Origin of the sequence: Xanthomonas sp. WHRI 10204, assembly GCF_040202875.1 — a bacterium.
Classification (GTDB): domain Bacteria; phylum Pseudomonadota; class Gammaproteobacteria; order Xanthomonadales; family Xanthomonadaceae; genus Xanthomonas.
This window is the reverse complement of sequence record NZ_JBEGDW010000001.1, coordinates 1,992,597-2,017,517: the sequence shown is the minus strand read 5'-3', so window position 1 is coordinate 2,017,517 and position 24,921 is coordinate 1,992,597. Positions and strand designations below refer to the sequence as shown.

Sequence of the window (24,921 nt, the reverse complement as noted above, 5' to 3'; positions counted from 1 at the left end):
TTGTCAGAAAACCCGACCCTGCCCAGGGCTGGTTCCCGATGGTGCAGGCCCGGGCCGATGCGCGAGGATGGCGCTGCCGACCCGGGGCCATTGACCGCTCGACCCGAGGGGCGCTTGAGCAGCGCCGATCCGGCAACCGAACGATTCAGGCGGCGTCTCCGCCGATGAGACGCTGGCCGATAGCATGGCCCGCATGCCGCTGCCCGAACACTTTGCGTGGGACACCAACCAGTGGGGCAAGACCTGGCTGCGGTGCCATCGCGCTATTGTCGCGAGCGTGAGCAAGACGGTGTTTCCTGACGGGCGCTGGACTGCGAACGTAATCGGCACGACGAGAGAACAGCCAGCTACCCACACGCCCACTTCCACTCGCAGGGGCGATGCGCTCTGTGGAGCGCTGGGCTTACGCGCATGCCATGCGACTTCTGGACGAAGTGGAGACCGGTGCGCCGGGAAGGGTCCCGGAGCCCGCCCCCCCTGCTGCGAGGAGAAACGCCTAGCGCGCAAATTAAGAGGGAAGGCGCATCAATCTAAATTAAAGTCACATGTCAGTATCGTGGCTGCTGTACCGGCGTGCACACAAGCAAACACATGCGACGCCAACAAAGACATCAGTGATTGCCCGCTTTGGTGTCTAAAGTCGCGTATCGGAAAATATCTTGAGGGAGGAAGACCAATGACACCGACTAACGAAGACAAGACCATATTGAGCGGCTCGCTTGAAGAATGCGAGGAGCACCTTCTTGGAGCCCTCAACTTCGCGATCGGTTTCGCCAAGCAACAAGGAGCGCCTCTTGCGCTGAACGCTTCCCAGTACCACATGCCAAAGTTGCTGGCTCTACTCGATCCCACCGCGGTCGAGATGCTCGTAAAGGGGGAGACTTTGAGCATTAGCTCTGGCCCGCTCTTGATGCTGATTGATGATGCAGGGGTCGAAAACTTTGTTGGGTTGGTGCTGTTCGTTGGCGTTGACGCGCCAAGGCTCGCGCTGCTCAACGCTGATCGCAGCCCAATGGTAATTGCAGTGCCGGAGAACGAGGAGGAACGCTCAGCGATCCTCGAAGCTTTCCCGAACGCCGGACGTCTTGAGATAAAGCAGGAACCGGAGACGATTCCATTACCAAGAATGCATCCATCTTATGACTTCAAATGCCAGTGGTTGGACGAGCGGTATGACGTCATTGCCGGGCACCACTTCAATCGGAAATCAGCCGAAATAGTTCTTGGCGCTGGTGAACCGCAGGTTTGCCGTTATTGTGGCAGGTCAACTCCCGCAGCGACCTTTGAAAATGTCTCGCATGCGTTCCCTGAGCAGATTGGAAACAAATGGCTCGTGGATAGTCGCGAATGCGACGGCTGTAACGAACATTTTGCTACAGCCATCGATAGCCCGTTAGGAGACTGGTCTCTGCTAGCGCGCTCCACTGGCCGCATCCGCGGCAAGAGGAAAGTGCCAAAATTTGTCAGTTCAGACGAGGATGTTCGGATCGTTTTCAAGAACAACGTCCTGAACGTAACCGCCTACAAAGATGACCCTAGGCTTCGCTTTGACGAGAACGCAAAGCGCATTGAGATGCAACTGGAGCGCCCGCCATACATTCCGATGGGCGTTTTCAAGAGTTTCGTGAAAATGGCTATTTCTGTGATGCCCGAAATCGAAGCCAGCAAATGCCAACATTTGAAGAACTGGATCTTAGAGAAGAAGCACACCATCGAAAGCTTCCCGTTCCATCCACTTATGCTGTATACCCAGTTCATCAGCGGACCAATTCCTAATGATGAAATCAGCTTCATGCTGGTCCGCAGAAAGGCATCGGTCTCTGGCTGCCCTTACATGATGTTCATGGTTCAATACGGCAATCATGTTCACCAAATCGCATTGCCTATGCCGACGGAGGATGGCATGGGCCGTGAACCGATCCAGACATCCATCGCCTACTTTCCGCATCCGTGGGAAGCAGCAGACCACATCGCTGCTTATGGACCGGCTCGATGCATCGAAGAAGATCTGTCGTCTCCGGACTTCAGGCGCAATGAGCCGTATCCGATGAACTTCAGCTTCTCTGAGGCCATAAGCACAATGCAGCCGACTGGAAGTTGAGCACATTCAGTCGAACTGCGCCCACATTGCGCGGGAGTATTGCGGCCGTGACCCTTCTGCGGCAAGCAACACGCAGCGCCTCACCAGGGTGCGATCGTGGAGCAGCCTCGGCCGTCCGCTCAGGTTGACAGACGGCGTCGTCGCGATGCCTCTGGACTGGGCCTTCACGGGGCATGGAAAAGTCCGAGGTTGAGAACAAGTACCGGAACGGGAAGGAGGTCTTCACCGCTCGACGGCGCCCCGCCCGCCGTCGGCCACCAGCCCACAAAAGTCCGACACGCCACCGCCAACCTGCACGGGCAGGCCACGGGCCAGCAGCAAATTCCGCCCCCCCTTTGCGTGACATCAGGCTTCCGATTGCCGGGTGCATAGCGGCGCTTTCGTAGGGGATGCTGACGGCAGGAACGGCTGACGAGTAACGCCGCCAGCACCCTGCCAGCAGCCGGGATCGCAGGGCTGCCGCGGAGCTCCAACCGCGCGATCCACCAGTCCGCTCCGCATCACGCCAACGGACGCCGCCCTTCCCGGTGTGTTGATGCCATTCCTTCCGCGGGCGACTCTGCCCACTTCCATCCCTACCGGCCAACGGTCGGTCAGCGTGTCCTGCAACTGGCGCGTCATTTTCCGCTTTGACGGCTCCGACGTGGAGCTGGTCGATTACCTCGACTATCACTGAGCAGGAGGCCTCCATGGCTATGCACAATCCTCCCTACCCGGGTGAAGCGTTGCGCGAGGACGTGCTCCCCGCGGCCCAGCTGTCTGTGTCGGGCCTCGCCCGGCACATCGGCTACTCCCGCGGACAACTGTCCACGGTGTTGAATGGGCGGGCGGCCATCAGCGCCGACCTCGCACACCGGCTCGAACTGGCGGGCCTGGGCAGTGCCCGGCAATACCTGGCCGAACAGGCGGCCTACGACCTGTGGCAGGCAGAACAGCGCGAGCATCCCCGCATCGCACGCCTGCAACTGGCCTGACTCACCACCCGTTCCATCCCCTTCCCCATGGCCCCGCATTGCGATGCGGGGCTTTTTTTTGCCTCGGCAATCCGGACACCGCGGGATTCCGATTTCCGGCCGACGCGGCCAGGCGCGCGCGCGAAGCTGGCTGCATGTGTCGCTGACGCCGTCAGCACCATGCCAGCAGCCAGGGTCCCCAAGGCTGCCGCGGGAGTTTCTCCCGCGCGATCCGCCCGTCCGCCATCGCATCGAGTCCGCGGACAAGCGTCCTGATGACGCCGATGCCGATTCATCCACCGCCTGCGGGAGCTGCCATCCCGTCAGGGATTGCTCGATCTCGCTTCTTCCAGGAGTTCGCCCCATGTCCCAACTGTCCCACCTGTCCCAGCCAACCAGCGCCCACGCCACGTCACAGCCAAGACGTTTTGGGTGCCTGGCCCTCGCCTACGCCGGCAAGTACCTGCCGCTGCAGGTCCTGCACAGCGCGGCCGGCCACTACATCGGTACGCGCGATGCAGACGGCCCGGTCTCCCGCGAGTCCAACGAGTACTTCCGCAGCGAAGCCGCCGCCCAGCAGGCACTGGAGCGCGGCGCCTGGTCCCAGTTGCCCACACCGTGATCCATCGAAGGAGCTCCCATGCACCCGCTTCTCCCACCGGAAGTCGTCGAACAGATCGAACGCGAGGAACGGCATTTCGCCGCGGCGCCTGATGCGTTTTTCCAGGCGTGGAAGCGCGGCGTGGAAATCGCTGGACCCGAGTGGTTCGGCGACGGCACGCACGAAGGCCTGCAGCGCGCCCGCACCAAGTGGGACCTGCGCCCGAACCTGCTGCGGCTTGGCGACGCCCTCGGCGTGCTGAGCAGCGGCCAGCGCATGTTCCTGTCGGCGATGGTCAGCTTCTACAACGCCCGCGAAGGCGCCGCCATGCTGCGCCGCTGCGGCTTCGAGGGCCTCGCCGACCTGGGCGGCCTCGATCTTCAGCGGCGCCAGGTCATCGCCGATCTGGTGCTGACCTACGTCGGATGGTGAGCTGACACCAGCGAACCACGCAGGTATTTCTTCTCAACCCATCGAGGGACATCCGTTCCTTCGGGGGCGGTGTCCCTCCACCTTTTTTCAAGGAGTGGACCATGTCCCGAAATTCCTCTTTCGCCGTCGTTCTCGAAGGCGGCCTCGTCCAGGCGATCCTCGTCCAGGACTGGCCGGAGCACCGGCCTCTGCCGCTATTCGCGGTCGTGGACTACGACACCGAAGGTGCCGCCGATCACGAGATCACGCGTTTTCCCATCGGCAACACTGAGGCCGAAGCGATCTGCCGGAGCGAGACGCCCACGGTGCACGAACAATTGGCGGATTCGCTGTCGCCACGGGCGGTACTCACCGCTCTGGACGAATCCGTCGCGCCACCGTCATCGCGCGCGAAACGGATCGACTGCTCGCCGGCATCCGCAACGCCGCCGATCGCAGGCAACTGCAACGCCGTGTCGCCTGGCATCTGATCGAAGGACTCTGAGCTGACGAGGCGCAGTGGTCCGGAAGGTCGTTCCTCCCATACGCCAGCGGCACTGCTCCAGCAGCCACGACCTTATCCAGGCTGCGGTGCGGTTCACCGCACAGGTCGTTCCTCATCGGACGCGTCATGCGTTCTTCCACGCCAACCCACAAGGGAACTTCCTCCCCTTGCGGGCGGAAGTCCCTTGGATTTTTTCAAGGAGTCTTCCATGGATACCCAAGCCATCCGCGCACAGATGCCGACACTGGTTTGCGGCCACGTGCCCTCCAACGTCCACCGCTTCAAGTTCCAGGTCTTCGACGGCGAACCCAAGGTCTCCATCCTGGGCATTCCCATCGATCCCAAGCCCTTCGACGGCAAGGTCATCGCCAAGACCGATGAGGCCATCGTCGTCAAGACGGGCCGTGCCGAATTCGCAGTGCTCGACAGGGCGCTGGTGACCGAAGTGCCCGACGAGGGCGCCAAGGTGCACGTCGAACCCTATGCCAGGCGCTGCTTCGACGGCCTTCGGGCGGACACCCCCGAAAAGCAGGTCGAACGGACGGTTGACGGTCTCACCTATTCGGTGCACACCACGGTGCTGGGCTCCGCGCCTGCCAAGCTGCCCATCCCGAAGCCCCGCTGTCCCGAATTGGCAGCGTTGATCGAGCAGCTGGAGCAGTTGCCGGCACCCGACGGCTTTCGTCGCATCACGCACCTGCTGGTCGATGCGGCCGCGCGGGATTTCACCTGGGTGGATCCGACGCCCGGGAACATCCTCCAGACACCGCCCGCCATCGGCTTCACCGTCTCCACGGGCAAGTTCACGGGCGACGTCCGCGTGCTGTACGACCGCGGCACGGATCAGTACGTGATCGAACTGCACCGCGGTGGCGAATGCATTGATCGCATCGAGGATGTGTTCTTCGACGACCTCGGCCGGGTTCTGGAGAGGCTGATCGACGACGGCAGTTGGCGCCGCATCCGCGTGCAGCGCGTGCCTTGATCGCACCCGTCCGGCGATGACACCCGCCCCGCTCCTCGCCCACCCGGCGAGGAGCCTTTCTTCATTTCTTCAGGAGTCCACCATGTCCCTTCGATTCTGGGGCACCGATCTGCGGCCCGTGCTGGCCGAAGCGATCGCCCAACAGTGCCGCGTCATCCTCGTCAAGGACCAGGGCGTGTACTGGCTCGCCGAGCGCGGCGAGCGACGACCCGATGGCCGCCAGAAATTGATCGCCTATGCGGTCGGCTGCAACCCCGATGTCGATCCCTTCGATCATTGGTGGGAGCTGGCGCGCACCGAACTGGGCGGCGACGATTTCGGGGAACACCTCGATCCGTCCGAAGGCGTGCTGGCCCGCATCCTGGCCAGCGAAGACGATCTGGAGCTTTGGGCCACACCGACCCATCTGTCCCTGCAGGCCGTGCCGCCCGCCGCGCCAGACCATTGATCGACACATTGCACCTCAGCCCCCGCCATGCGGGGGCTTTTTCTTTTCCGGCAATGCGGTCGGATGCCAGCCCGCCTTGTGGGTAGCGCACCGGCCCAGGACGCACGACGCTTCGCGCATGCCTGCCGACCGATGTCGGTGACATGCCAGGCAACCTCCGGTCTTCGAGGTTGCGCGCAGCCCATCCGCTGCGTGACCGGACCAGTTCGCAACGCATCCTTGACGCGAACGACCACGGGCTTGCCCCGTGGGGGATGCAGATCGCCTTATCAACCCACCGCGGGGTTACGCACTTCCCCCGCAGCGTGGGGTCGGTGTGTCTCCGCTTTCTTCCCATGGAGATCCACCATGAACACCCCCTCCAATACGAAGTCGTACTTCGACCTCCACACCTCGGGCATCGGCTATGTGCAGCGGGCCCGCGAAGTTCCTGTCAAAGGCGGCCGACGCGCGCAGCCGTTCCTGGCGTGCACGATCGCCGCGCTGGTCGGTCCTGCGAGGGATCCGAGCTACCGGTATTTCGATGTCAAGGTCTCGGGTGCCGAGGCCAAGAAGCTGGTCGAGCGCTACATCGGTGTCGATGATCCCCGTCAGCGTCCGTTGGTCCGTTTCCGGATCGGCGACCTGTGGGGCGATCCGTACATCCGTCCGAGCGGCGAACGCAAGGGCGAGGCCGCCGCGAGCATCAAGGGCCGGCTGCTGAAAGCCGAACCGATCGAGCGCACCGAACTGGCAACGGTCGGTGTGCACGAACTGATCACCCGCGGTATCGGTTATCTCAACCGTCCGAAGGAAGTCAGTCCGAAGGACCGCGATGCGTTTCTCTCGTGCTCCATCGCCGCGTTGGCGGGCCCGGTCGACGAACCGGAATACCGCTACATCGACGCGATCGTCGAAACCGTCGATGCCCAGCACCTGGTGCGGCGTTGCGTGCAGGCCATCGAGGCCGAGCGCAAGGTACTGATCGCCTTCCGTCTGAACGACATGAAGATCGATCCGTACATCCGCACCCGGGGCGAGCATGCGGGCGAAGCGGCTGCGAGCCTGGAGTCCAAGCTGATCCACGTCGGCATGATCAAGATCGACGGCCAGAAGGTCTATCCCGAGGCTCCCGCGACCACCGAGGCACCAGCGGCGCTGGACAACAGCGCCCGCGATGCCGCCGGCCCTGCCGACGACGACGCTGGCGTCCCGCCGTCCGAGTCCGCCGAGCGCGAGACCGAAGAACACGAGCCGGCCCTGGCTGCCTCGTGCTGAACCGACAGGGTCCCATCGCCGGGACCCTGCCATTCCTCCCCAGCAGCCCATGCACCTCCTTCCCCGGAGGTGCATGCGTTCGCACTTTCCATCCCACGCATCCCGCAAGGCCATTCACCGGCCGGCGTGCTGCTGCATTGTTCAAGGAGAACGGACATGTCTCTTGCCACACGCTTTTCGCGACACTCACCCGTACTGCGCGCGGACAGCCCGCTGTCGGACGACCAGATCCGCGCCGTTGCGCCCTCCATCTTCGCCGATGAACCCCACGGCAGCCGGTCCCACCGATACGCCTATATTCCGACCGCGACCGTGCTCTCCAAGCTCCGTGCTGAAGGCTTCGAGCCTTTCATGGTGTGCCAGACGCGGGTCCGCAACGAGGATCGGCGCGAGTTCACCAAGCACCTGATCCGCCTGCGCCATGCGAGCCAGATCAACGGCGCCGAGGCCCAGGAGATCATCCTCGTCAACAGCCACGACGGCACCAGCAGCTACCAGATGCTCGCCGGCATGTACCGGTTCGTCTGCCACAACGGCCTGGTCTGCGGCGACACCGCCGCCGACATTCGCGTGCCCCACAAGGGCGACGTGTCGGGCCAGGTGATCGAAGGCGCCTTCAAGGTGCTCGACGGCTTCGACACCGTGCGGGCATCCCGCGATGCCATGCGTGCCTTGACCCTCGACGAGGGCGAGGCGCAGGTGTTCGCCCGCTCCGCACTGGCGCTCAAGTACGACGATTCGGACAAGCCTGCACCGGTCGCGGAAAGTCAGTTGCTCTCGCCGCGCCGCTTCGACGATCGGCGGCCAGACCTGTGGTCCGTGTTCAACCGGGTTCAGGAAAACCTGGTCAAGGGCGGTCTGTCTGCGCGAACGGCCAATGGCCGTCGCCAGCGCACACGCGAAGTGCAAGGCATCGATCAGAACCTGCGCCTGAACCGCGCGCTGTGGATGCTGGCCGATGGCCTGCGCCAACTCAAGGCCTAGCGCCGCACGGACCTCGCCCCTCGCGGGCGGGTCCGCTTTTCTTGCATCGACCGGACGCCCTCAGGCGCCCATCACATTTCCGAGGAGACATCCCATGGTGGCCACCAACCAACCGCCGTTGTCCACGAAACCCCACATCGTTACCGGCCAGCTGACGCTGCGCACCATCCGTGGCCGCAACGGCCCGTTCAACGTCGGTCGGCTCGTCACGCCGATTGGCGAGTTCGCCGTGAAGGACGCGGAACTGGAGCAGTACCCCGAAGGCAAGTACGAAGGGAGCTTCGCCATCCGCTACATCTATCCCAAGGCGTATCCCACCGCCGGCGGCATGCGCTTCGAAATCCGGGCCAACCTCGACGGGATGACCCTCTCGGGCCTGGACCAGTTGAGCCGCGACGAAGTCCGCAGCTTTGCGCCGCAGGACGTCGATCCGCTGGACGAGGACCTGGGTGCACCGGCACCGGTCCCCGAGCCAAGGCCCGCGTCCAAGCCTGCACCCGTGCGGACATCGAAAGATCCGCTGATCGATACCACGCCGTTCGGCGTGGACGCGCCATCCGCTGCCGCGGCTGACATCACTGCCGCCGGTAGTGCCGACAGCGAGGACGCTGCGTTGTTCGGCGTGCTGTGGCCCCTGGGCGAGTTCGTCAAGCTGGACTCGACCATCGACCGTCGCACGCTGCGCATGCAGATCGCACGCCTGGGCGCGCTGGGCTATGCGCTGGATTTCAGGTCGCAGGAATGGAAACGCCAGCCGGACCTTCAGGCGGCGTAAGTCTCTGCACCGCATCGGCGGTGATTCATCCACCCGCTGGAGCGCCTTCCCGCGCGGAAGGGGACTCTGGCCTCTTTCTGGAGATCTTCACCATGTCAACGATCGACTGCAGTACTCAATCACATCCCAATGGTCACACGCCCGACGCGTTCGATGAACCCGCGTGGCGCACGGTCTGCGAGGCAGTCGCCGCACAAGCCAACAAGGGTTGCGGCTTGTCTCACGACTACTACGTCGAACGCTTCAGTTCGGCAATCGATGCGCAAGCCAGTCAATTGCCCGAAGACCAGCGTGCACAGGCTCTGAAAATCGCACGGGAATGGGACTACGCAACACCGGCCGAACGGCAGGAATCCAAGGACTGGAATGCGGATAACGGCTATTGCTCGCACGGCATCGAACTGGGTTGCTGTCCCGCCGGTTGCGGTTCGCACTGAGGACTGGCACTTCGCTCCATCGCCGCACACGCGGCGTTTTCACCACCCGCCGGGGTTCTTCCCCCCGGGGAGACCTCCGGCTCTTCTATCTCAGGAGGCCTCTCATGGGCTGGTATTTCTCTCCCCAATCGCGGTCTGAACTGATCGCGCAATTGATCGCACCGCAGGAGACCGAGCGCGCCAGCGTGAAGGTCATCGCCCACGCGCTGCGCGGCAATGTCCTTTGGTCCGTCACGGAAGTGACCGCCAAGGCCGAAGGCGTGCACCGTGATCTCGCACCGGGCCAGTCCCTGCGCTTCATCCGTTGCGACCTGCTGCAACGCAGCGGCGGCCAATGGGGCTACAAGCCCTTGGAAGAGTCCATGCACCCGTACTACTACTCGTGCCCGCTGTCCTACCTGGACCTCGCCCCGGAGCAGTCCGCCGACTGGCGTGCAGGCGTTCGCGCCTATCACGCACGGCGCCGCACACCCAAGGTTGCCACGGCATCCGCTGCGGCACTGACGGCTTGAGCGGAGGAACCGACATGGACCCGATCCTGGCGGCGCTTTCGCCCTCGCTGTTGGCATTCGTCGAGGCGAGCTTGTCCAACGACGAAACGTCCTCGGACGATGAAATGCGGGAGCACTTCGTCAGGAGCGGCCTCACCAAGGAACAGGCACGGCAGGCACTGACCTACCGCGACCAGTACCTCGACCACGTCTACCTGGAAGGCTTCACCCCGATCACCTCGGCAGACGAGGCACTTCACTTCGACCCGCACGCCCGCCGGTTCACGCCGGACTGAGCGATTTTCTTGCACCCATGGGGCAGCGCTTGCCCCAGCGGGCGGTGCTGTTCCCGTTCATCCGAGGACAGCACCATGCCCACAAATCCTTCGTCCAACCCGCCCCTGTACCGCATCGACGAATGCGCCGACCTGATGGCCGATGCCTGCGTCTGCGGTGCACAGGGCGAACTCGTCTTTCTGTCCGTCTGGGCACGCGATACCGCCATCCAGGAGTTTCTGGCACGCCTGACATTGCCAGGCGACGCACAGGGCCTGGACCAGTTCCACCTGGTCACCGGGGAGGGCGCATCGCTTCCCGTGTTCGTCGGCAACGTCGAGCAATTGGAAAAACGCACGACGCGCGCCTTCCGCCGCACCCTGTTCGGCTCCATGGTCCACCTGTGGCTGTTCGATCGCCGCTGCGTGCAGCCCGACAAGGCGAACGCCAGCGCGCTCGCCCTGATCCCCAAAGCCGACGCCGCGTCCACCGAACGGTTATGGACGCTGGTGCGGCAGACCTGTCCGCTGCCCCTGCTCGACCACTGGCGCGACCCCGTGCTGGACCTGCTGTCCACCCACGCGATGCTGACCCGCCTTCCGCTGGCCCTCGGGCCACTCGAAGGCCATCGCCTGGCCCTGGACGTGCCCGTGCTCACCCAAGCACTGGGCGAGTTGATCCGCCGCGGCGTGCTCAGCGCCTGCGCGCAAGACGCTCTTTCGGCAGAGCCGCTTCTGCGGCGCGCCTGACTTCCTCGGCAGGCCTGCAGCGCAGGCCCTGCTTGCCTTTTTACCCAACGCAACAGGAGCATTCCATGGCACTCATGTTTCCGCGCCTCGCGCGCAATTTCATCAAGGCCGGCTACTTCCCGACCGACGAACCGACGCTGGAGCGGGTGCTGTCCGCCCTCGCGCCAGCCGGCGGTCCGATGTGCATCCTCGATCCCTGCGCCGGCGAAGGCGTGGCGATTGCCGAGGCGGCCCACGCCCTCGGGCGCGAGCAGGTCACCGCGTATGCCGTCGAATACGACGGCGAGCGCGCGGCCCACGCGCGTTCGCTGGTGGACCACTGCCTGCACGGCGACCTGATGGACACGATGATCTCCCGCCAGGCCTTCGGCCTGCTTTGGCTCAATCCGCCCTACGGCGACCTGTCCCGGGACGCCAACGGCAACATCGGCTACCAGGGCCAAGGCCGTGCGCGGCTGGAAAAGCTCTTCTACCAGCGCTGCCTGCCGCTGCTGCAGTACGGCGGCGTGCTCGTCTTCATCCTGCCGTGCTACGTGCTCGACGCCGAACTGGTCGGATGGCTCACGCGCCACTTCGACGGCCTGAGGGTCTACCGCGCGGTGGACACGCAGTTCCGCCAGGTGGTGGTCTTCGGTCGCCGGGTTCGTCAACGCGAGCTGGCCTCGGACGAAGCGAAAGCCGCGCGCGGCCTGCTGCTGCAGGTCGGGCATGGCGACGCGGAAGCCGACGCATTGCCGACCGAATGGCCATTCCTCCCATACGCCGTGCCCGCCAGCCCGGCGCCCCCGGAGCATTTCTACCGCGTGACGATGGAGCCCGCGCAGTTCGCCGACGAGGTCGGCCGGCTGCAAGGGCTGTGGTCCTCGGTGCAGACGCACCTGGGCGCCGCCCAGCAGGCGTTGCGTCCGCCAGCGCGGGGCTTGTCCTCCTGGCATCTCGCCTTGGCGCTCGCAGCCGGTGCGATCTCCGGCGTGGTGACCTCCAAGAGCGGCCGCGTATTGGCCGTCAAGGGCGACACGCACAAGGAGAAGACGCTCTCCAGGCAGTACACCGAGCGGGACGACGGCTCCGTCGCCGAGACCCGCATCCTCACCGACAAGTTCGTGCCGGTCATCCGCGCCTGGGACATGACGCCGTCCTCCCCGACCTGGGGCGAGGTGTTGACCATCCGCTGACGTTCGATCCCATCGGCGGCCTCGCCGCTTTTTTTCTTCCAACCCAAGGAGTCATTCCATGCTGCAAGGTCTCTTCGCACGCCAGCGGCGTGCATCCGTTCCGTCCCCGCTGTTTTCCGTGTGCCAGCTCCAGTTGAGCGAGCAGGTGCATTGGCTGGACAGCAAGGGCCTCCTCGATCCACTGCCCTATGTGCAGCGCCATCTGCGCGGCGACTGGGGCGAGGTCGATGAAGCCCGGCGCCGCGCCAACGAAGGCGCGCTCCAGGCAGGCGGCGTCCTGCAGTCGCAGTACCGCATCACGCCCCGGCTGGCGTTGCTCGTCCTCACCGACGAAGCGCGCCAGCGCACCGTCGTGCGGCTACCCGAGGAAGCGGATCCCCGCTGAGCGGTTCCGCGTTTTTTCATCCACCCCATGGGGCACGTCGCGGCCCCGGGCCGGGCGTGCTCCGATTTTGAAAGGAGCCTTCCATGTCGTCTTCTCACCGCACCGCGCAGCGCCAAAACCAGTTGTTTCCCATCGGCGCACTGGTCTACAGCGAAGGGGTCTACCGGCTGGTCCGCGAAGGCCGGCTGGACCCCCTGCCCTATGTCCAACGCCACATGCGCGGTGACTGGGGCGATGTCTCCGATGAGGACTGGCACGCGAACCACGCCGCACTGCCCGCAGGCGAACGCCTGGACTCGTTCTATGTCGTCACCCGCGAATTGAATCTCCACGTTTTCACGCTGCCGGACCGCAGCGCGACCCACGTCGTGCTGCCGTCCGAGCTCTGATCGTTCTTCCCTGACGGATCGCCGTCGCTCTTCCCATCCCTGGGGCATGCCACCTGCCCCTCGGGGCGGGTGCATGCCCCTTTTCTTTGGAGCATCACCATGTCCCTCGATCTCGAATCCAACGATGCGGTGCCCGTGCAGGGCAAACTGCTGGACGACGCATCGTCTCCGCTCACCATCGCCCTCCCAGACTTCGTCTCGGAGTTCGGCGACGACTTGCTGCAAGCCCTCAACGGTGCGAACCCGCCGGTCTATACCGGCCAGGTACGCATCCATCGGCAATCGGTACTCGCCGGCCTCAAGCGCCGGCTCTTCCCCGCGCAGGCCGATGTCGTGCACGCGGTCACCGAGCTGCTCGTCAACCGCGGCGAACGCGCCGCGTTCGTCAACGGCGAGATGGGCTGCGGCAAAACGACTGTCGGCATCGCCACCGCAGCCGTGCTGCACGCCGAAGGCTACCGCCGCACGCTGGTGCTCTCGCCGCCGCATTTGGTCTACAAGTGGCGCCGCGAAATCCAGGAAACCGTCGCTGGCGCCAAGGTCTGGGTGCTCAACGGCCCAGACACACTGGTCAAGTTGCTCAAGCTGCGCGAGCAGTTGCAGGTCCCCGCGCATGCGCAGGAGTTCTTCGTCCTCGGGCGCGTGCGCATGCGGATGGGCTTTCACTGGAAGCCCGCCTTCGCGGTGCGGCGCACCCGCCACGGCGATATCGGCACCTGCCCGCATTGCGGCACCGCCATCACCGACGAGGACGGCGAGCCCATCGGCACCGCCGAACTCGATGCCGAGGAAACCCGCCGCACCTGCGGCGGATGCCGCTTTCCCCTGTGGACGCTGATGCGCCCGCGCAGCCTCTCGGCCACCGATCAGTCCAGCGCGGTGCTCAAGGCGCTGCAGCGCATTCCCACCATCGGACAGGTCACCGCGCAGCGGCTGATGCGCACGTTCGGCGACGGCTTTCTCGCCTCCATGCTCGGCGACAACATCCACGAGTTCATCAACCTGATGGATGACCGCGGCGAGCTGGTCTTCTCGGACCGCCAGGCGCACCGCATGGAGCGCGCGATGGCGAACATGGAGTTCGGCTTCGGCGAGGGCGGCTACCAGCCGTCCGAGTTCATCAAACGCTATCTGCCGCAAGGCACGTTCGACCTGCTCATCGCCGACGAAGCGCACGAGTACAAGAACGGCGGCTCGGCCCAGGGCCAGGCCATGGGCGTGCTGGCGGCAAAGGCGCGAAAGACGCTGCACCTGACCGGCACGCTGATGGGTGGCTATGGCGACGACCTGTTCTATCTCCTGTTCCGTGCCCTTCCCGGGCGGATGATCGAAGACGGCTACCGGCCCTCGAAAAGCGGCTCGATGACGTCTGCTGCGATGGCGTTCATGCGCGACCACGGCGTGCTCAAGGACATCTATTCCGAGAGCACGGGCACCTCGCACAAGACGGCCAAGGGGTCGAAGGTGTCGGTGCGCACGGTCAAGGCACCGGGATTCGGGCCGAAGGGCGTGCTGCGCTGCGTGCTGCCGTTCACGGTGTTCCTCAAGTTGAAGGACATCGGCGGCGACGTGCTGCCGCCCTACGACGAAGAGTTCCGCGAAGTGGCGATGGCGCCGGCGCAGGCATCGGCCTACCAAAACCTGGCAGGCCGGCTCACCGCGGCGTTGCGGCAGGCACTGGCACGCCGCGACACGACGCTGCTGGGGGTGGTCCTCAACGTGCTGCTGGCCTGGCCGGACACATGTTTCCGCTCGGAGACGGTGGTGCATCCCCGCACGCGCGACACGCTGGCGTTCGTGCCGGCCCAGTTCCACGAACTGGACGCGATGCCCAAGGAACGGGAACTGGTCGAGATCTGCCGGCAGGAGAAGGCACTGGGCCGCAAGACGCTGGTCTACACGGTGTACACCGGTACGCGAGACACGACGGCGCGGCTCAAGCGGCTGCTGGAGTTGGAAGGCCTCAAGGTGGCGGTCCTGCGTGCGAGCGTGGAAGCCTCACGCCGAGAGGACTGGATCGCCGAGCAGCTGGACCGCGGCATCGACGTGCTCATCACCAATCCGGAGCTCGTGAAGACGGGACTGGACCTGCTGGAGTTTCCGACGATCGTGTTCATGCAATCGGGCTACAACGTGTATTCGCTGCAACAGGCCGCTCGCCGCTCCTGGCGCATCGGCCAAAAGCAGCCGGTGCGCGTGATCTACCTGGGCTACGGCGCCACCTCGCAGATGACCTGCCTGGAGTTGATGGCCAAGAAGATCATGGTGGCGCAGAGCACTTCGGGCGACATCCCGGAGAGCGGGCTCGACGTGCTGAACCAGGATGGGGATTCCGTGGAGGTAGCGCTCGCGCGGCAGCTGGTCGCTTGATCGTTCGGGTAATCGTTCGCGGCTCCTTCGGGAGCCGTTTTTTTTAGTGCAACAGCCAAGCGCGCTTACCAGCCGTTACGACGGCGGATGAACTACGCCCGACACTTTGCACCGTGTAGAACGACCCGGAGAACAGCATGATCTCTTCCCGCACTCTTGCAGCCACGTCCAACCAGGACGCAGCACCGAACGCACGTCCCCCGACACCCGGCCAACCGCTTCCCGACGATGAAATCCCGTTCAAGGCGGATGTCTGGAGGGACAACGGGCGCATCGTCGGAGCGACTTTCAAAGGGCAGATTTCCACCACCAGATTCAACGGACGGGTGAAGACCGGCGGCGCCGAGGTGAATGTCGAGCGAGGCAATGCCTTCGGCTCCGCCTCCACCAACGGCACGTCCATGGATGGCCGCGTGGGGTTCAGGACTGGCCTGGAGAACTTCGAGTTGAGCGCCTCGTTCGCCCCGGGGGGAGAACTCAGCGGATCGGGCAAAGTTACCGTGGGCGATGCGTCGTTCTCGTTTTCCAATGACTCCATCGGCACCGAGTTCAAGTTCGCCAACGGCGCCAGCGCCGCGATCAGCAGGAGTACGGACGGGGCATGGAACGCGAGCTGGAGCTCCCCGGCTGCGGGCAGCTTCCAGACGGCACTGAATTTCGAGAACAGCGGCGGCAGTTGGTCGATTAACGCCAACTTCACGCTCAAGGTCGAGTGACGGCATAGCATTGATTGTGTGCGCTGCGTGCCGCGCACTAGTTTTCGGAACCTTACGGTGGACGCAGATGCTGCCGCAATCCTTCGTCGCTCGGGCAATCCTGATCGCACTGATCCTGGCCTTGGCTGGTTGCGCTTCGATGGACAGAAGCATGCATCGCTTCGACAGTTGGCTGGGCTCGTTCAAGAGCCGCGATGATGGCGGCTACCTCGCCACCTGCAACGAGCCTGGCAACACGTTCGACGCGACGACCGCGCCTCCTTGCGAGAGCGCTCTCCGAAGGCACTGCCCGAACGGGTTCAACCTTGCCAGCGTCGGTGCCACGGAAAACCCCAGCCCCCGCAGCTTTACCGAAAAGTACCGGGTGACGGCCCTGGCGTACTGCAAGTGAGTCGCCGCAGGCGGGGCTCTGAGGGAGAAGAACACGATCGATATCCTCAGCACCTGGTGTCCAGACCACGGGCGCTGTACGCGCCGCGATGCGTCTCCTTGATAGCCGAGAACGACATCACGGTACTGGCTTGCCGCAAGCGAGGCGGTCAGACTTCCCCTACTGCGCGCCATCAACCGAACTGGCATCCTATCGAAGTCCAGGTGTCCGGCATGCCCCGGGCTCTCCGGGCGTGAGAACGCCATACAACAGTCGACTCGTGCGTTGTGATCGCGTGTAGCGCGATGCTCTGTCCGAACGTAGCTTCGGAAAACTACGAGATTGCTGGGGTGTCTGGCTTGAAGATACAGTAATTGCTGATCCACCCTGATTGTGGTGAAGCTCCTCTTGGCTGGTGGCAAGCTGGTCGAATGGGTTAACACTGCAGCTTTGATGTTTCACTTCCAACAAGTCTTCACCAATCATCGAATGGCACAAAAATCAATTGAAGTGACCCAATGAATAGCAATCAGAATTCTCAAAAGGGACGCTTCTACCTCCTCGATCCGGATATCCGCGGAGGCGGACCTGGAACCGATGTTGAAATCTCCAACGAAGAAGCCCTTCTGACACCTCCACGCCTCATCATCCGGCCCGTGGAAGGCGGATTTCCGACGCTCGCGGAAACGCCGGTTCTGGCTCACGAGCGCAATTCAAAAAGGCGCCCTCGAGATCTCGAAGGAGGATTCAGTGGTTACTGGCTGGTTTCGGAGCGGCTCAAGCGCGCTTTCGAGTCAGTGGACGCCGAGGGCTTTGCATTCGTCCCCTGCGATTACACATTGCCGGACGGCTCGAAGGGCCCTCAGCATTACCTGTGCGACGTGGTTCGGACCATTTTTGCGCTGGACAAATCCAGCTCTGAATTTCAAACGCGAATCGCCCGGGATCACGCTGCCAATCAAGACGTGGAGATGATTACGTTTTCGGGAGGAGCGAAGCTATTCTTCAAGCAGGAATTGATTGGGGATGCCCATGTCTTCAGGATGGGAGAGGATCCATCCAGCGTGATCTGTGATCGCACGATGTATGAAGCGATACGAAGCGCGGGAATTGGAGTGAAACCTAGCTCCGATGGCCTGTGGTGGAAGGACGCCGCCGATTTCTAGTGGCTTGCACTCACTGTGATATGCCGACTCGGAATTTCGGACCGTGGCCAAGAATGACAAGCCGGTTTTTCAGGGACACCACCTTGTTGAGCAGCAAGCATTCCGCGACAGCGCTCTGCTCAAGAAGCTCTCCAATGTGGGGCTTTTCAGTCTGGATGGCGACGCCAATCTGCTGAACCTCCCGGCGGACAAGCAACTGGCGCTGCAGCTTGACGTCTCTCCTCACAATGGCGGCCCTCTCGGACAGTATTCCCAGGGCCTGAGACAAGAACTGAATTTCCTCCAAAAGAGCTCTGATGGCCAAGCGGCAATGGCTGGCGATCGTGGGGCGGCCACGAGAGTCGCCAAAGACGTGGACAGGCTTTGCGCCACTTTGAAAGTGGCCATGGTGAACAACGATCTGCTGACCAACACGCCCATCGGAATGACGGTAGAGCAGGCCAACCAGTTCAACCGAGATTTCTTCAAGAAGCTGCCCGCCTACCAGCAAACCCACAGCCTGCAGATCGATGAAGCCATCAAGCTGACGGGTCCGGAAGCACGTTGGCCTGCGGTACTCAAGTCCGAACCCAATCTCATCCACAGTCTTCACGCGATCGATCAACCGGGCTTCAAGACAGTCAAAGGCGATGCGGCAATCGGTCGACAGTTGTTGGGGGAATCGGTCGAGCAGGCGCAGGCAGGTGGACGCCTGACGCTTTCAGCGCAGGGCACCGATCAGGTCAGTCAAGCGTTTGCCAGCAACGCGGCCGTAGCGCAGCCCCCACGCACGGTGCCAATGGCATCCAGCTCCACCGCGTTGGATCCGCATTCCACAGTTGCCCCGCGCTCGCAACGCGGCTTCGCCAACGCCGAGCTGCTAGCCGGCGATCTATCTGCAGGCCAGGCACTGCGCACCGCCGGCCTGCTCGCCACCGCCGCCGACACGGTGATGACCGGCCAGCGCGCCACACGCTTGCTCGGCCAGGACAACCCGCTCGCCGCGCAATCGGAGCTTGCGCACTTTGCCGGCCGCAACGTCGGTGGCTGGGCCGGCGGTACCGCCGCTGCCTACGCGCTGGGTAGCTCGGGCGCCGGGCCGATGGTGCTGATCGCCGCCGATGCGTATTTCTTGAGTACCGCTGGCGAGAAGGCCGCCGCGTTGCTCGACAACCGCGCCATCTACACCCAGACCGATCGCGAGGGCACGCAGTGGTCGTTCAACGGCACCGCCTGGGCGCGCGAGGGCAAGGCCGACACTACCAATGACGGGATAGACAACCCCACCTCCACCCCCATCGTCGCCAGCTACGAGAAGGCACGCGAACTCAATTACCAGGCCACCAATGCCGCTGCAGCGCTCGCCCTCAAGGATGCCCCCGCTCCGCAGGATCCGTATCGCCAGCCGGCCAATGCCACTGACCGTCCCAGCCTGAGCAGCGCCGACTGGCGACGCGATGCAACGGACGGTCAGTGGCATCGGCTGGTCAAGGCCGAGATCGCTGGCGCCAATGATCGCGGCAGCTACGTGCAGGAAACCGCCTTGCCGCACCGCAAAGCCGAACTGGACGCGCAGGCGCAGGACACCATCGCCCGCAACATCGCCAACAGCCCGGGCGCGATCGCTGCGCGCTACGAACTGGCGCATCACCGCAACGGCTGGGCGGCCAATGGCCTGCCGATATCGCCAGCGGTGCAGCAGGCGCTGCCGGATCCAGATGCCTTGACCGCCTCAAACGGCCAGCGCTACTACCGCAACATCGAAGGCCAGTGGACAAGCAACGGCGCCCCACCCGATGGCAACCGCGTGCTGGAACTGGAGGCCACGCGCGCGATGCTGCAATCGGCACTGGCCGAGCAGGCGCAGGCCATTGCCGCCATCAGGCAATCGCCGCAGGACGTACAAGGCGAGCAGACGCTCTACCGCTATCGCATCGTCGGCACCGAGTTGCAGCCGCCATGGCGTGAAGCAATCGAGCTGGCGACGCAACGCACCCGCGAGGCAGAGGGACTTGCGGGCGATGGCGCGATGCAGTTGCAGCGCGGCCCTGGTGGCACCTTTGGCGCCGATAGCCCGATTGCGCATCTGCAACGCGGCCCTGATGGTGTAGAGCGCATTGCAGCAGTCACCAGCACCGAGGACATCCGCCAGGCACTGCAGGAGGTACAGGCGCGGCAGAACCCAGCCTTGCCGATACAGCAGCTGGCCTCTGCGCCTCGCTCATCGGACGGATCCGCAGATGCGGACACGTCGTCTGCCGTCCCCTCCAACCAGCATGCCCTCGACGTGCAGGCGCGGGGCCAGGCGGCCAGCGCCGCCCAGGAGCGTCAGGAACGGCAGCAGGAGGATCGGCAAGCGCAAGACCAGCAGCTGGCGCAGGCACGCGCGCACACGCTGCAGGAGCAGGCCTCGCACGAAGACCGAGCGCAGGACGCTCAGGCGCTGCAGGCGCATGCATTGCAGGAGCTTCGCCAACAAGAGTCGCAACAGCTGGAGCAGCAAGAACGCCAGACACAGGCTGCCCAACAACGCGAACGAGCCCAGCAGCAGGCGCACGAGATTGAGCAGCGCGAACAAGCGCAGCAACAGGCCCAGGAGACGCGCCAGCGCGAGCAGGAAACACGCCAGGCCCAGGACGACCAGCAGAGCCAGCAGGAACGCCTGCAGGCGCAGACGGTGCAACATCCCGAGCGACAGCCGCCGCACGCCCAAACGACTCCACAACGCGAACAGGAGCCGGCACAGGAGCCCGTCTCTCGCGAGCCGTCGTCGCTCCACTCACAAGACACATCGCCGCGCCAGCCCGAACAGCGGTATACCCCGGATGACGTGGCCCAACGGCGCCAGGAGCAGCTGGCAGAGCCTGCGCAAGCACATGCATCCGACGTAGCGCAGCAGCGGACGCAAAGCCGACAAACGCAAGAAGAGCACACGCAGGAAGTCCAGCAGCAGGTTGCGGACCTGCACAGCGGCCAACAGCCGATGACGGCGCAAGCCTCGGGTGCGCAGCAAGATGCACCGGCGCAGCAGCCAGAGCAGCCGGCAGACGCGTATCTGGCCCAGCCTGCGACTGCGCCTTCCGCTCCATCGCTCGCCATGCCGGTCGCCGCAGAACAGCGCGACGATCAACAGAAGCGCACGCCACAAGCACTGGAAGCACCAGATCCCCCGGCAGCGTTGCCAGTGTCCGCACACCTCGCGCAAGCGAGAGGGACATCGCTGGAAATGCCGACCGCTGGTCGCTCCACCGACGCCCCCGAGGACGCGTCCGATGCGCGCGAGCCGCTTTCGGCGTCCCTGGCAGATGCGCAGGACCGTCCTGCCGCTGTGCCCGCCGATCCGGACTCCTGGGAGGAAATAGAGCGCTCCATGCGTGAGCTGCGCATCCAACTCGAACAGGAACTCGAAACAGAAAACCGCGTTGCAGACGCGCGGCAGGCGCGCGTCGACCGTGGTGAGCGGCCTTTTACCGAGTTGGAATTGCGTGATGGGTACGATCCGGATGGCCCCTCTGGACTGAGACCACCACGCGCCCCGCCGGCAGACACCGCGCCACAGCCTCTTGCCGCTGGCGAGCAGGAAGATCGGCCGCAGCCCCAGCGTAAAAACATCACCGGCGATCCGGATGTGGACGAGTTGCTGTACGCCATCGACTGCAAGGACGAACTGGCGATCGAACAGGCCTTGAAACGGGTCGCCAACAGCCCCTACAGCCAGGCCCTTGCCAAGCAAGGGCATGAATTTCTGGATGCCCAGGCGATGCAGGAAGCTCAGGAACAGGCGAGTACGCGCCAGGCACTGAACATGGACGTCTCGACAGAGGTGCAGACCAGCCGTGGCCCGGTGATGGTAATGACACTGCCGCAGTTCGCCAACGGGCCGGCGATGCAAGGTCCGCAGGGTGACGGTGGTGGTGGCGGAGATGGCGGCGGTGGCGGTGGTGGAGGTGGAGGTGGAGGTGGAGGTGGAGGTGGAGGTGGAGGCGGTGGTGGTGGATAGCCGGCACGCGTGCAGCAAGTTGAATCATCGAGAGAACGCTATGGACATGCAGAACTCCCCAGCGCTGCCCGAAGACAATGGATCGGAACGCGCGATGAAAGAATCGATTCAGGCCATGGCGGCCCTGATCGGGCAGCTGCAGCGGCGAGAGCATGCGCTGGAAGATCTGGTGCGGCAGCAGCTACTGCTGCTGCAGTCCGCCGTCCACAACGCTGATCAGCGGGTCGCTCGGGTGGTTGAGACCGCGCTGCCCCGCCTGACGCAACTGAGTCAGCAGGCATTGACGCAGACGCTGGAACCGGCGGCGGAGCGCTTCAACAAGAAGATGAGCAACGCGGAGCAGACGCTTCAGCAGGCCACCCAGCGCTATGCGAAAGCGCAGCACGCCTTGGAAACCACAACCATGCGACGCATGTGGATCGCATCGATCGCACTGCTGCTGTCGGGTGTCCTGAGTGTGATCGTCGCAGGCTACGCTGCGTACAGCACGAAGGCGGTCATCGCGGAAGCGGCGCAGCGCCGGGCAGAAATCGACTATCTGGATCGTGTTGCGCGCGCCAATCTCGTGCCCTGCGGCGAAGATAGGTTATGCGCCGAGCTAGAGAAGAAAGGCGCGCGCTATGGCAATCAGAGCCAGTTTCGCGTGATCGCCTTGCGCCAATCCACCCCACGCTGAGCTGCTCGCGCAGCTTTTGAAACTCGCAGGCTTGGAGAAGGCAGCACAATCAAAGCGCAGGTGCGGACTTCGGATTGATGACTGACGCGAGCGCCGATCAGATGGATCGTCACGACAACCCAGTTGTTCGAGATGTTCCAAATGCAGGCGATCTCTCTGTCCGAATTCGACCGCAGTCATGCCATGGCCGTTGCTGGCGCACTCACCCTGGCCATGCTGGGCGGTTGCGCCACCGTCACCGCAACGGAGGATAAAGCGGCTACTCCAGTGGCCCTGATGCCTGCGACCGATACGACGCTCCCCCGCGCTATCCCAGTGGTTCGCCAGAGCCGCTATACGCTGGTGGAACTGGTGCCACAGTCAGCCCAACGCGACCTGCTCCTGCAGGTCGTCGACATCACGCTCCCGCCATCACCCCAGACCACCGTCGGCGAAGGCTTGCAGTATCTGCTGCGGCACTCGGGATACCGTTTGTGCACAGACGGCGCAGCGAGATCGGAGCTGTATGCCCAGCCGCTGCCCGCCGCGCATATGCAGCTGGGACCACTTACGTTGCGCGATGCACTGCTGACCATGGCTGGCAGCGCTTGGGGACTCCACGTCGATGACGTATCCCGGCAGGTGTGCTTCCACCTTGCCTCCGAAGCATCCGCCGAGGGCACTGGCAGCACCTGCACGTTGCCGCCGCTGGCGGACCTCGCCACCGGACACCACAGGGAGCGCCCATGATTTCCCATCCGCCGAGCGGGCGCGCCCGCATGCGCTGGCCCTGGGTGGCAGTCGGTGCCGCCGTGCTCCTTTTGGGCGTCGCCACGGTGACCAACACCGTGCGGCTGTCTCGTCTGGCACAGGAGACGCACAACGCCCATCGGGATGCGGAGATGCAGAGCCTGGCAAGCAGCGTGGCGCAACTGCGCGGGGCCCTCGATGAAGCCCGGCGCCAGCCCGCACCAGTCACCGAATCGGCATTCTCAGCGGAGAAGCAGGCCATCGGCGAACGCATCGCCCGCATCGAGCAGGCGCAGGCCAGCATGGCCCGCGCGGACGACGTGACCGCACAGACGGCGCGCATCGACGCACTGCAAAAGCAACTGGCCGAACGCCAGGCCGCCACCCGACCGACACGTGCATCCGCAAGCGGTGCAGCACGACATGCCACGCCGGCGCCGCCACCCTTCGCGGTGCTCGGCACGGAACTGCGGGCCGGGGTGCCCTTCCTCGCCATCGCCCCGCCGGGTGCTTCCTCGCCCGCGCAGATCCGGCTGCTGCGGGCGGGCGATCAGGAAGGCGACTGGCGGCTGGACGGCATCGAGCCGGGCGCCGCGCTGTTCACGGTTCGCGACCAGACGCGCCGCGTGCCGGTGCACGCACGGTAGGCGCAAGATGGACGATCCTCGCCCTGCCCTCGTGATCGCGGGCCTGGCCTTGGCCCTGGCGGCGAACGCCCAGGCGCTGGCCCAGGCACCGGGCAGCGCCGAGTCCCGCATCCGCCAGAGCGAGTCCCGCCCGCTGGACCAGGCGCGCGACGACGAACGCCAGGCGCGCGAGTGGAATCTGCGCGCCGAAGAGTGGTCGCGCTACCGGGCGCTGATGCAGGGGCCGCTGGGCACCTACTCGCCGGGTCTCGATCCGCTCACCGCGCTGGGCATCGAGGCCCGTTCCGACCAGGAACGCCGCCGCTATGCCGAGCTGCAGGTGCAGGCAGAGGCACGGCGGGTCGAGAAGACCCTGAGCTACCAGCGCGCCTACGACGCGGCCTGGCAACGCCTGCATCCCGGGCAGGAGCGCGTGAGCCTGCAAGGCGTGCAGGGTATGCAGGCAGACACTGGCAAGGCCGGCATGCCCGGCGCCGCGGAGCCCGGACGCATCGCGGTCTTCGTCAAGGACGGTTGCGCGCCCTGCAACCAGCGGGCGTTGCAACTGCAGGCGGCCGGTACGGCCTTCGATGTCTATGTGGTCGGCAGCCGCGGTGACGACGACCGCATCCGCCGCTGGGCCACCCAGGCAGGCATCGATCCGGCACGGGTGCGCGCACGCACCATCACGCTCAACCACGACGGCGGTCGCTGGCTGTCGCTCGGCCTGCCGGGCGATCTGCCGGCGGTGGTGCGCGAGGTCGGCGGCCAATGGCAGCGGCAATGACGGGCCGATGCCCCCCTTGGTGGCTGGCTCTGGCATTCGCGCTGGGTGCGTGCGGTAACACCCAAGCGCGGTCGCAGCAACTGCCGCCGCCGGCCTATCAGCTCGCCGCGGCCCAGGCAGGCGTGCCCTCGCCCGTGCTGTATGCGGTGGCCTTGCAAGAAAGCGGAACGCGGCTGCGAGGCCGGCAGGTGCCATGGCCGTGGACGCTCAACGTGGCCGGAGCCTCGCAGCGCTATGCCACGCGCGCCGACGCGTGCCTTGGGCTGCGCCAGGCGTTGCGTCGAACGCCGGCACAGCGGATCGACGTCGGGCTGGGCCAGGTCAATCTCGGCTATCACGGCCAGCGGGTCGCGCAACCGTGTGCCCTGCTCGATCCCTACCGCAATCTCGCGATCGCGGCCGAGATCCTGCGCGAGCAGCACACGCCCGGTGAAGACTGGCTGCTGGCGATCGGCCGCTACCACCGACCGGCCGGCGGTGCGCCCGCCATGCGCTACCGCGGCAGCGTGCACCGCCATCTGGTCCGGGTGCTGGGCAGCCCCCAAGCACTCGCCGCATTGAACGGCCATTGAGGTCCCTC

The 24,921-nt window shown here is 64.6% G+C and carries 27 protein-coding genes and 1 pseudogene; 27 read left to right on the top strand and 1 reads right to left on the bottom strand.

Translation table 11 applies throughout. The features are described 5' to 3' along the window. The first annotated feature begins 676 nt into the window (after window positions 1-676). The 21 genes from ABQZ00_RS08895 to ABQZ00_RS08795 all read left to right on the top strand — a co-directional run bounded on the left by ABQZ00_RS08895 (window position 677) and on the right by ABQZ00_RS08795 (window position 17,544). Window positions 677-2,101 (top strand): HNH endonuclease, encoded by a 1,425-nt coding sequence (locus ABQZ00_RS08895; protein ID WP_323537051.1) that lies wholly within the window; start codon window positions 677-679, stop codon window positions 2,099-2,101. A 689-nt stretch (window positions 2,102-2,790) separates the two neighbouring features. After that, the gene (locus ABQZ00_RS08890; RefSeq protein WP_323537052.1) at window positions 2,791-3,075 is read left to right on the top strand and encodes a HigA family addiction module antitoxin; all 285 of its coding nucleotides are present in this window, start codon (window positions 2,791-2,793) and stop codon (window positions 3,073-3,075) included. A 343-nt stretch (window positions 3,076-3,418) separates the two neighbouring features. Beyond that, a complete protein-coding gene (locus ABQZ00_RS08885) occupies window positions 3,419-3,676 on the top strand; it encodes a hypothetical protein (protein ID WP_323537053.1) in 258 nt (85 codons plus the stop codon). Between the two features lie 18 nt (window positions 3,677-3,694). Further along, window positions 3,695-4,087: a hypothetical protein gene (locus ABQZ00_RS08880; protein ID WP_323537054.1), complete on the top strand. Its 393-nt coding sequence runs from the start codon at window positions 3,695-3,697 to the stop codon at window positions 4,085-4,087. Window positions 4,088-4,188: 101 nt separating this feature from the next. Next, a complete protein-coding gene (locus ABQZ00_RS08875) occupies window positions 4,189-4,557 on the top strand; it encodes a hypothetical protein (RefSeq protein ID WP_323537055.1) in 369 nt (122 codons plus the stop codon). A 222-nt stretch (window positions 4,558-4,779) separates the two neighbouring features. Then, window positions 4,780-5,556 carry a GTPase gene (locus tag ABQZ00_RS08870; RefSeq protein ID WP_323537056.1) on the top strand — a complete coding sequence of 259 codons (777 nt, stop codon included), beginning with the start codon at window positions 4,780-4,782 and terminating at the stop codon, window positions 5,554-5,556. An 82-nt stretch (window positions 5,557-5,638) separates the two neighbouring features. Beyond that, window positions 5,639-6,004: a DUF3085 domain-containing protein gene (locus ABQZ00_RS08865; protein ID WP_323537057.1), complete on the top strand. Its 366-nt coding sequence runs from the start codon at window positions 5,639-5,641 to the stop codon at window positions 6,002-6,004. Window positions 6,005-6,352: 348 nt separating this feature from the next. After that, window positions 6,353-7,261 carry a DUF3577 domain-containing protein gene (locus ABQZ00_RS08860; RefSeq protein WP_323537058.1) on the top strand — a complete coding sequence of 303 codons (909 nt, stop codon included), beginning with the start codon at window positions 6,353-6,355 and terminating at the stop codon, window positions 7,259-7,261. 156 nt (window positions 7,262-7,417) lie between these two features. Next, window positions 7,418-8,245, top strand: coding sequence for a DUF932 domain-containing protein (locus tag ABQZ00_RS08855; protein WP_323537059.1), 828 nt, complete (start codon window positions 7,418-7,420; stop codon window positions 8,243-8,245). A 94-nt stretch (window positions 8,246-8,339) separates the two neighbouring features. Next, complete coding sequence (locus tag ABQZ00_RS08850; RefSeq protein WP_323537060.1) at window positions 8,340-9,020, top strand: DUF3275 family protein; 681 nt, start codon at window positions 8,340-8,342, stop codon at window positions 9,018-9,020. Beyond that, window positions 8,987-9,457 (top strand): hypothetical protein, encoded by a 471-nt coding sequence (locus ABQZ00_RS08845; RefSeq protein ID WP_503064254.1) that lies wholly within the window; start codon window positions 8,987-8,989, stop codon window positions 9,455-9,457. The genes ABQZ00_RS08850 and ABQZ00_RS08845 overlap by 34 nt, the downstream gene beginning before the upstream one ends. 104 nt (window positions 9,458-9,561) lie before the next feature. After that, complete coding sequence (locus ABQZ00_RS08840) at window positions 9,562-9,969, top strand: hypothetical protein (RefSeq protein WP_323537061.1); 408 nt, start codon at window positions 9,562-9,564, stop codon at window positions 9,967-9,969. Between the two features lie 14 nt (window positions 9,970-9,983). Then, a complete protein-coding gene (locus ABQZ00_RS08835; protein ID WP_323537062.1) occupies window positions 9,984-10,244 on the top strand; it encodes a hypothetical protein in 261 nt (86 codons plus the stop codon). 75 nt (window positions 10,245-10,319) lie between these two features. Further along, on the top strand, window positions 10,320-10,973 hold the full coding sequence (locus tag ABQZ00_RS08830; RefSeq protein WP_323537063.1) for a hypothetical protein: 654 nt from the start codon (window positions 10,320-10,322) through the stop codon (window positions 10,971-10,973). Window positions 10,974-11,038: 65 nt separating this feature from the next. Next, window positions 11,039-12,148 (top strand): DUF6094 domain-containing protein, encoded by a 1,110-nt coding sequence (locus ABQZ00_RS08825; RefSeq protein ID WP_323537064.1) that lies wholly within the window; start codon window positions 11,039-11,041, stop codon window positions 12,146-12,148. 58 nt (window positions 12,149-12,206) lie between these two features. After that, window positions 12,207-12,533 carry a methyltransferase gene (locus ABQZ00_RS08820; RefSeq protein WP_323537065.1) on the top strand — a complete coding sequence of 109 codons (327 nt, stop codon included), beginning with the start codon at window positions 12,207-12,209 and terminating at the stop codon, window positions 12,531-12,533. Window positions 12,534-12,616: 83 nt separating this feature from the next. Continuing rightward, on the top strand, window positions 12,617-12,922 hold the full coding sequence (locus ABQZ00_RS08815) for a hypothetical protein (RefSeq protein WP_323537066.1): 306 nt from the start codon (window positions 12,617-12,619) through the stop codon (window positions 12,920-12,922). Between the two features lie 99 nt (window positions 12,923-13,021). Beyond that, a complete protein-coding gene (locus ABQZ00_RS08810; RefSeq protein WP_323537067.1) occupies window positions 13,022-15,292 on the top strand; it encodes a helicase-related protein in 2,271 nt (756 codons plus the stop codon). 137 nt (window positions 15,293-15,429) lie between these two features. Then, on the top strand, window positions 15,430-16,008 hold the full coding sequence (locus ABQZ00_RS08805; protein ID WP_274342056.1) for a hypothetical protein: 579 nt from the start codon (window positions 15,430-15,432) through the stop codon (window positions 16,006-16,008). A 67-nt stretch (window positions 16,009-16,075) separates the two neighbouring features. Continuing rightward, window positions 16,076-16,399: a hypothetical protein gene (locus ABQZ00_RS08800; RefSeq protein WP_228316117.1), complete on the top strand. Its 324-nt coding sequence runs from the start codon at window positions 16,076-16,078 to the stop codon at window positions 16,397-16,399. Window positions 16,400-16,896: 497 nt separating this feature from the next. Continuing rightward, entirely contained in the window at window positions 16,897-17,544 is a 648-nt protein-coding gene (locus ABQZ00_RS08795; RefSeq protein ID WP_228316116.1) for a DUF1629 domain-containing protein, read from the top strand. Between the two features lie 10 nt (window positions 17,545-17,554). Here the strand turns inward: ABQZ00_RS08795 and ABQZ00_RS08790 are convergent, their stop codons facing one another. After that, on the bottom strand, window positions 17,555-17,812 hold the full coding sequence (locus tag ABQZ00_RS08790) for a hypothetical protein (protein ID WP_323537068.1): 258 nt from the start codon (window positions 17,810-17,812) through the stop codon (window positions 17,555-17,557). 555 nt (window positions 17,813-18,367) lie between these two features. Here ABQZ00_RS08790 and ABQZ00_RS08785 point away from each other — a divergent pair. The 6 genes and pseudogenes from ABQZ00_RS08785 to ABQZ00_RS08760 all read left to right on the top strand — a co-directional run. After that, window positions 18,368-21,523, top strand: a pseudogene (locus ABQZ00_RS08785) (hypothetical protein); the annotation flags it as partial. Then, entirely contained in the window at window positions 21,447-22,199 is a 753-nt protein-coding gene (locus ABQZ00_RS08780) for a hypothetical protein (protein WP_323537428.1), read from the top strand. The pseudogene ABQZ00_RS08785 and the gene ABQZ00_RS08780, both read left to right, overlap by 77 nt. 132 nt (window positions 22,200-22,331) lie before the next feature. Beyond that, window positions 22,332-22,928: a PFGI-1 class ICE element type IV pilus protein PilL2 gene (gene pilL2, locus ABQZ00_RS08775; protein WP_503064271.1), complete on the top strand. Its 597-nt coding sequence runs from the start codon at window positions 22,332-22,334 to the stop codon at window positions 22,926-22,928. Next, window positions 22,925-23,575 (top strand): hypothetical protein, encoded by a 651-nt coding sequence (locus tag ABQZ00_RS08770; protein WP_323537071.1) that lies wholly within the window; start codon window positions 22,925-22,927, stop codon window positions 23,573-23,575. Before pilL2 ends, ABQZ00_RS08770 begins: the two co-directional genes overlap by 4 nt. A 7-nt stretch (window positions 23,576-23,582) precedes the next feature. Continuing rightward, window positions 23,583-24,341 carry a TIGR03759 family integrating conjugative element protein gene (locus ABQZ00_RS08765; protein WP_323537072.1) on the top strand — a complete coding sequence of 253 codons (759 nt, stop codon included), beginning with the start codon at window positions 23,583-23,585 and terminating at the stop codon, window positions 24,339-24,341. Beyond that, the gene (locus tag ABQZ00_RS08760) at window positions 24,338-24,913 is read left to right on the top strand and encodes a lysozyme family protein (protein WP_323537073.1); all 576 of its coding nucleotides are present in this window, start codon (window positions 24,338-24,340) and stop codon (window positions 24,911-24,913) included. The genes ABQZ00_RS08765 and ABQZ00_RS08760 overlap by 4 nt, the downstream gene beginning before the upstream one ends. Window positions 24,914-24,921 lie beyond the last annotated feature (8 nt).

Coding starts and splice junctions, on each gene's coding strand:
- ABQZ00_RS08895 (WP_323537051.1), top strand. CDS start 677: ATGACACCGACTAACGAAGACAAGACCATATTGAGCGGCTCGCTTGAA.
- ABQZ00_RS08890 (WP_323537052.1), top strand. CDS start 2,791: ATGGCTATGCACAATCCTCCCTACCCGGGTGAAGCGTTGCGCGAGGAC.
- ABQZ00_RS08885 (WP_323537053.1), top strand. CDS start 3,419: ATGTCCCAACTGTCCCACCTGTCCCAGCCAACCAGCGCCCACGCCACG.
- ABQZ00_RS08880 (WP_323537054.1), top strand. CDS start 3,695: ATGCACCCGCTTCTCCCACCGGAAGTCGTCGAACAGATCGAACGCGAG.
- ABQZ00_RS08875 (WP_323537055.1), top strand. CDS start 4,189: ATGTCCCGAAATTCCTCTTTCGCCGTCGTTCTCGAAGGCGGCCTCGTC.
- ABQZ00_RS08870 (WP_323537056.1), top strand. CDS start 4,780: ATGGATACCCAAGCCATCCGCGCACAGATGCCGACACTGGTTTGCGGC.
- ABQZ00_RS08865 (WP_323537057.1), top strand. CDS start 5,639: ATGTCCCTTCGATTCTGGGGCACCGATCTGCGGCCCGTGCTGGCCGAA.
- ABQZ00_RS08860 (WP_323537058.1), top strand. CDS start 6,353: ATGAACACCCCCTCCAATACGAAGTCGTACTTCGACCTCCACACCTCG.
- ABQZ00_RS08855 (WP_323537059.1), top strand. CDS start 7,418: ATGTCTCTTGCCACACGCTTTTCGCGACACTCACCCGTACTGCGCGCG.
- ABQZ00_RS08850 (WP_323537060.1), top strand. CDS start 8,340: ATGGTGGCCACCAACCAACCGCCGTTGTCCACGAAACCCCACATCGTT.
- ABQZ00_RS08845 (WP_503064254.1), top strand. CDS start 8,987: ATGGAAACGCCAGCCGGACCTTCAGGCGGCGTAAGTCTCTGCACCGCA.
- ABQZ00_RS08840 (WP_323537061.1), top strand. CDS start 9,562: ATGGGCTGGTATTTCTCTCCCCAATCGCGGTCTGAACTGATCGCGCAA.
- ABQZ00_RS08835 (WP_323537062.1), top strand. CDS start 9,984: ATGGACCCGATCCTGGCGGCGCTTTCGCCCTCGCTGTTGGCATTCGTC.
- ABQZ00_RS08830 (WP_323537063.1), top strand. CDS start 10,320: ATGCCCACAAATCCTTCGTCCAACCCGCCCCTGTACCGCATCGACGAA.
- ABQZ00_RS08825 (WP_323537064.1), top strand. CDS start 11,039: ATGGCACTCATGTTTCCGCGCCTCGCGCGCAATTTCATCAAGGCCGGC.
- ABQZ00_RS08820 (WP_323537065.1), top strand. CDS start 12,207: ATGCTGCAAGGTCTCTTCGCACGCCAGCGGCGTGCATCCGTTCCGTCC.
- ABQZ00_RS08815 (WP_323537066.1), top strand. CDS start 12,617: ATGTCGTCTTCTCACCGCACCGCGCAGCGCCAAAACCAGTTGTTTCCC.
- ABQZ00_RS08810 (WP_323537067.1), top strand. CDS start 13,022: ATGTCCCTCGATCTCGAATCCAACGATGCGGTGCCCGTGCAGGGCAAA.
- ABQZ00_RS08805 (WP_274342056.1), top strand. CDS start 15,430: ATGATCTCTTCCCGCACTCTTGCAGCCACGTCCAACCAGGACGCAGCA.
- ABQZ00_RS08800 (WP_228316117.1), top strand. CDS start 16,076: ATGCTGCCGCAATCCTTCGTCGCTCGGGCAATCCTGATCGCACTGATC.
- ABQZ00_RS08795 (WP_228316116.1), top strand. CDS start 16,897: ATGAATAGCAATCAGAATTCTCAAAAGGGACGCTTCTACCTCCTCGAT.
- ABQZ00_RS08780 (WP_323537428.1), top strand. CDS start 21,447: ATGGCGGCGGTGGCGGTGGTGGAGGTGGAGGTGGAGGTGGAGGTGGAG.
- pilL2 (WP_503064271.1), top strand. CDS start 22,332: ATGTTCCAAATGCAGGCGATCTCTCTGTCCGAATTCGACCGCAGTCAT.
- ABQZ00_RS08770 (WP_323537071.1), top strand. CDS start 22,925: ATGATTTCCCATCCGCCGAGCGGGCGCGCCCGCATGCGCTGGCCCTGG.
- ABQZ00_RS08765 (WP_323537072.1), top strand. CDS start 23,583: ATGGACGATCCTCGCCCTGCCCTCGTGATCGCGGGCCTGGCCTTGGCC.
- ABQZ00_RS08760 (WP_323537073.1), top strand. CDS start 24,338: ATGACGGGCCGATGCCCCCCTTGGTGGCTGGCTCTGGCATTCGCGCTG.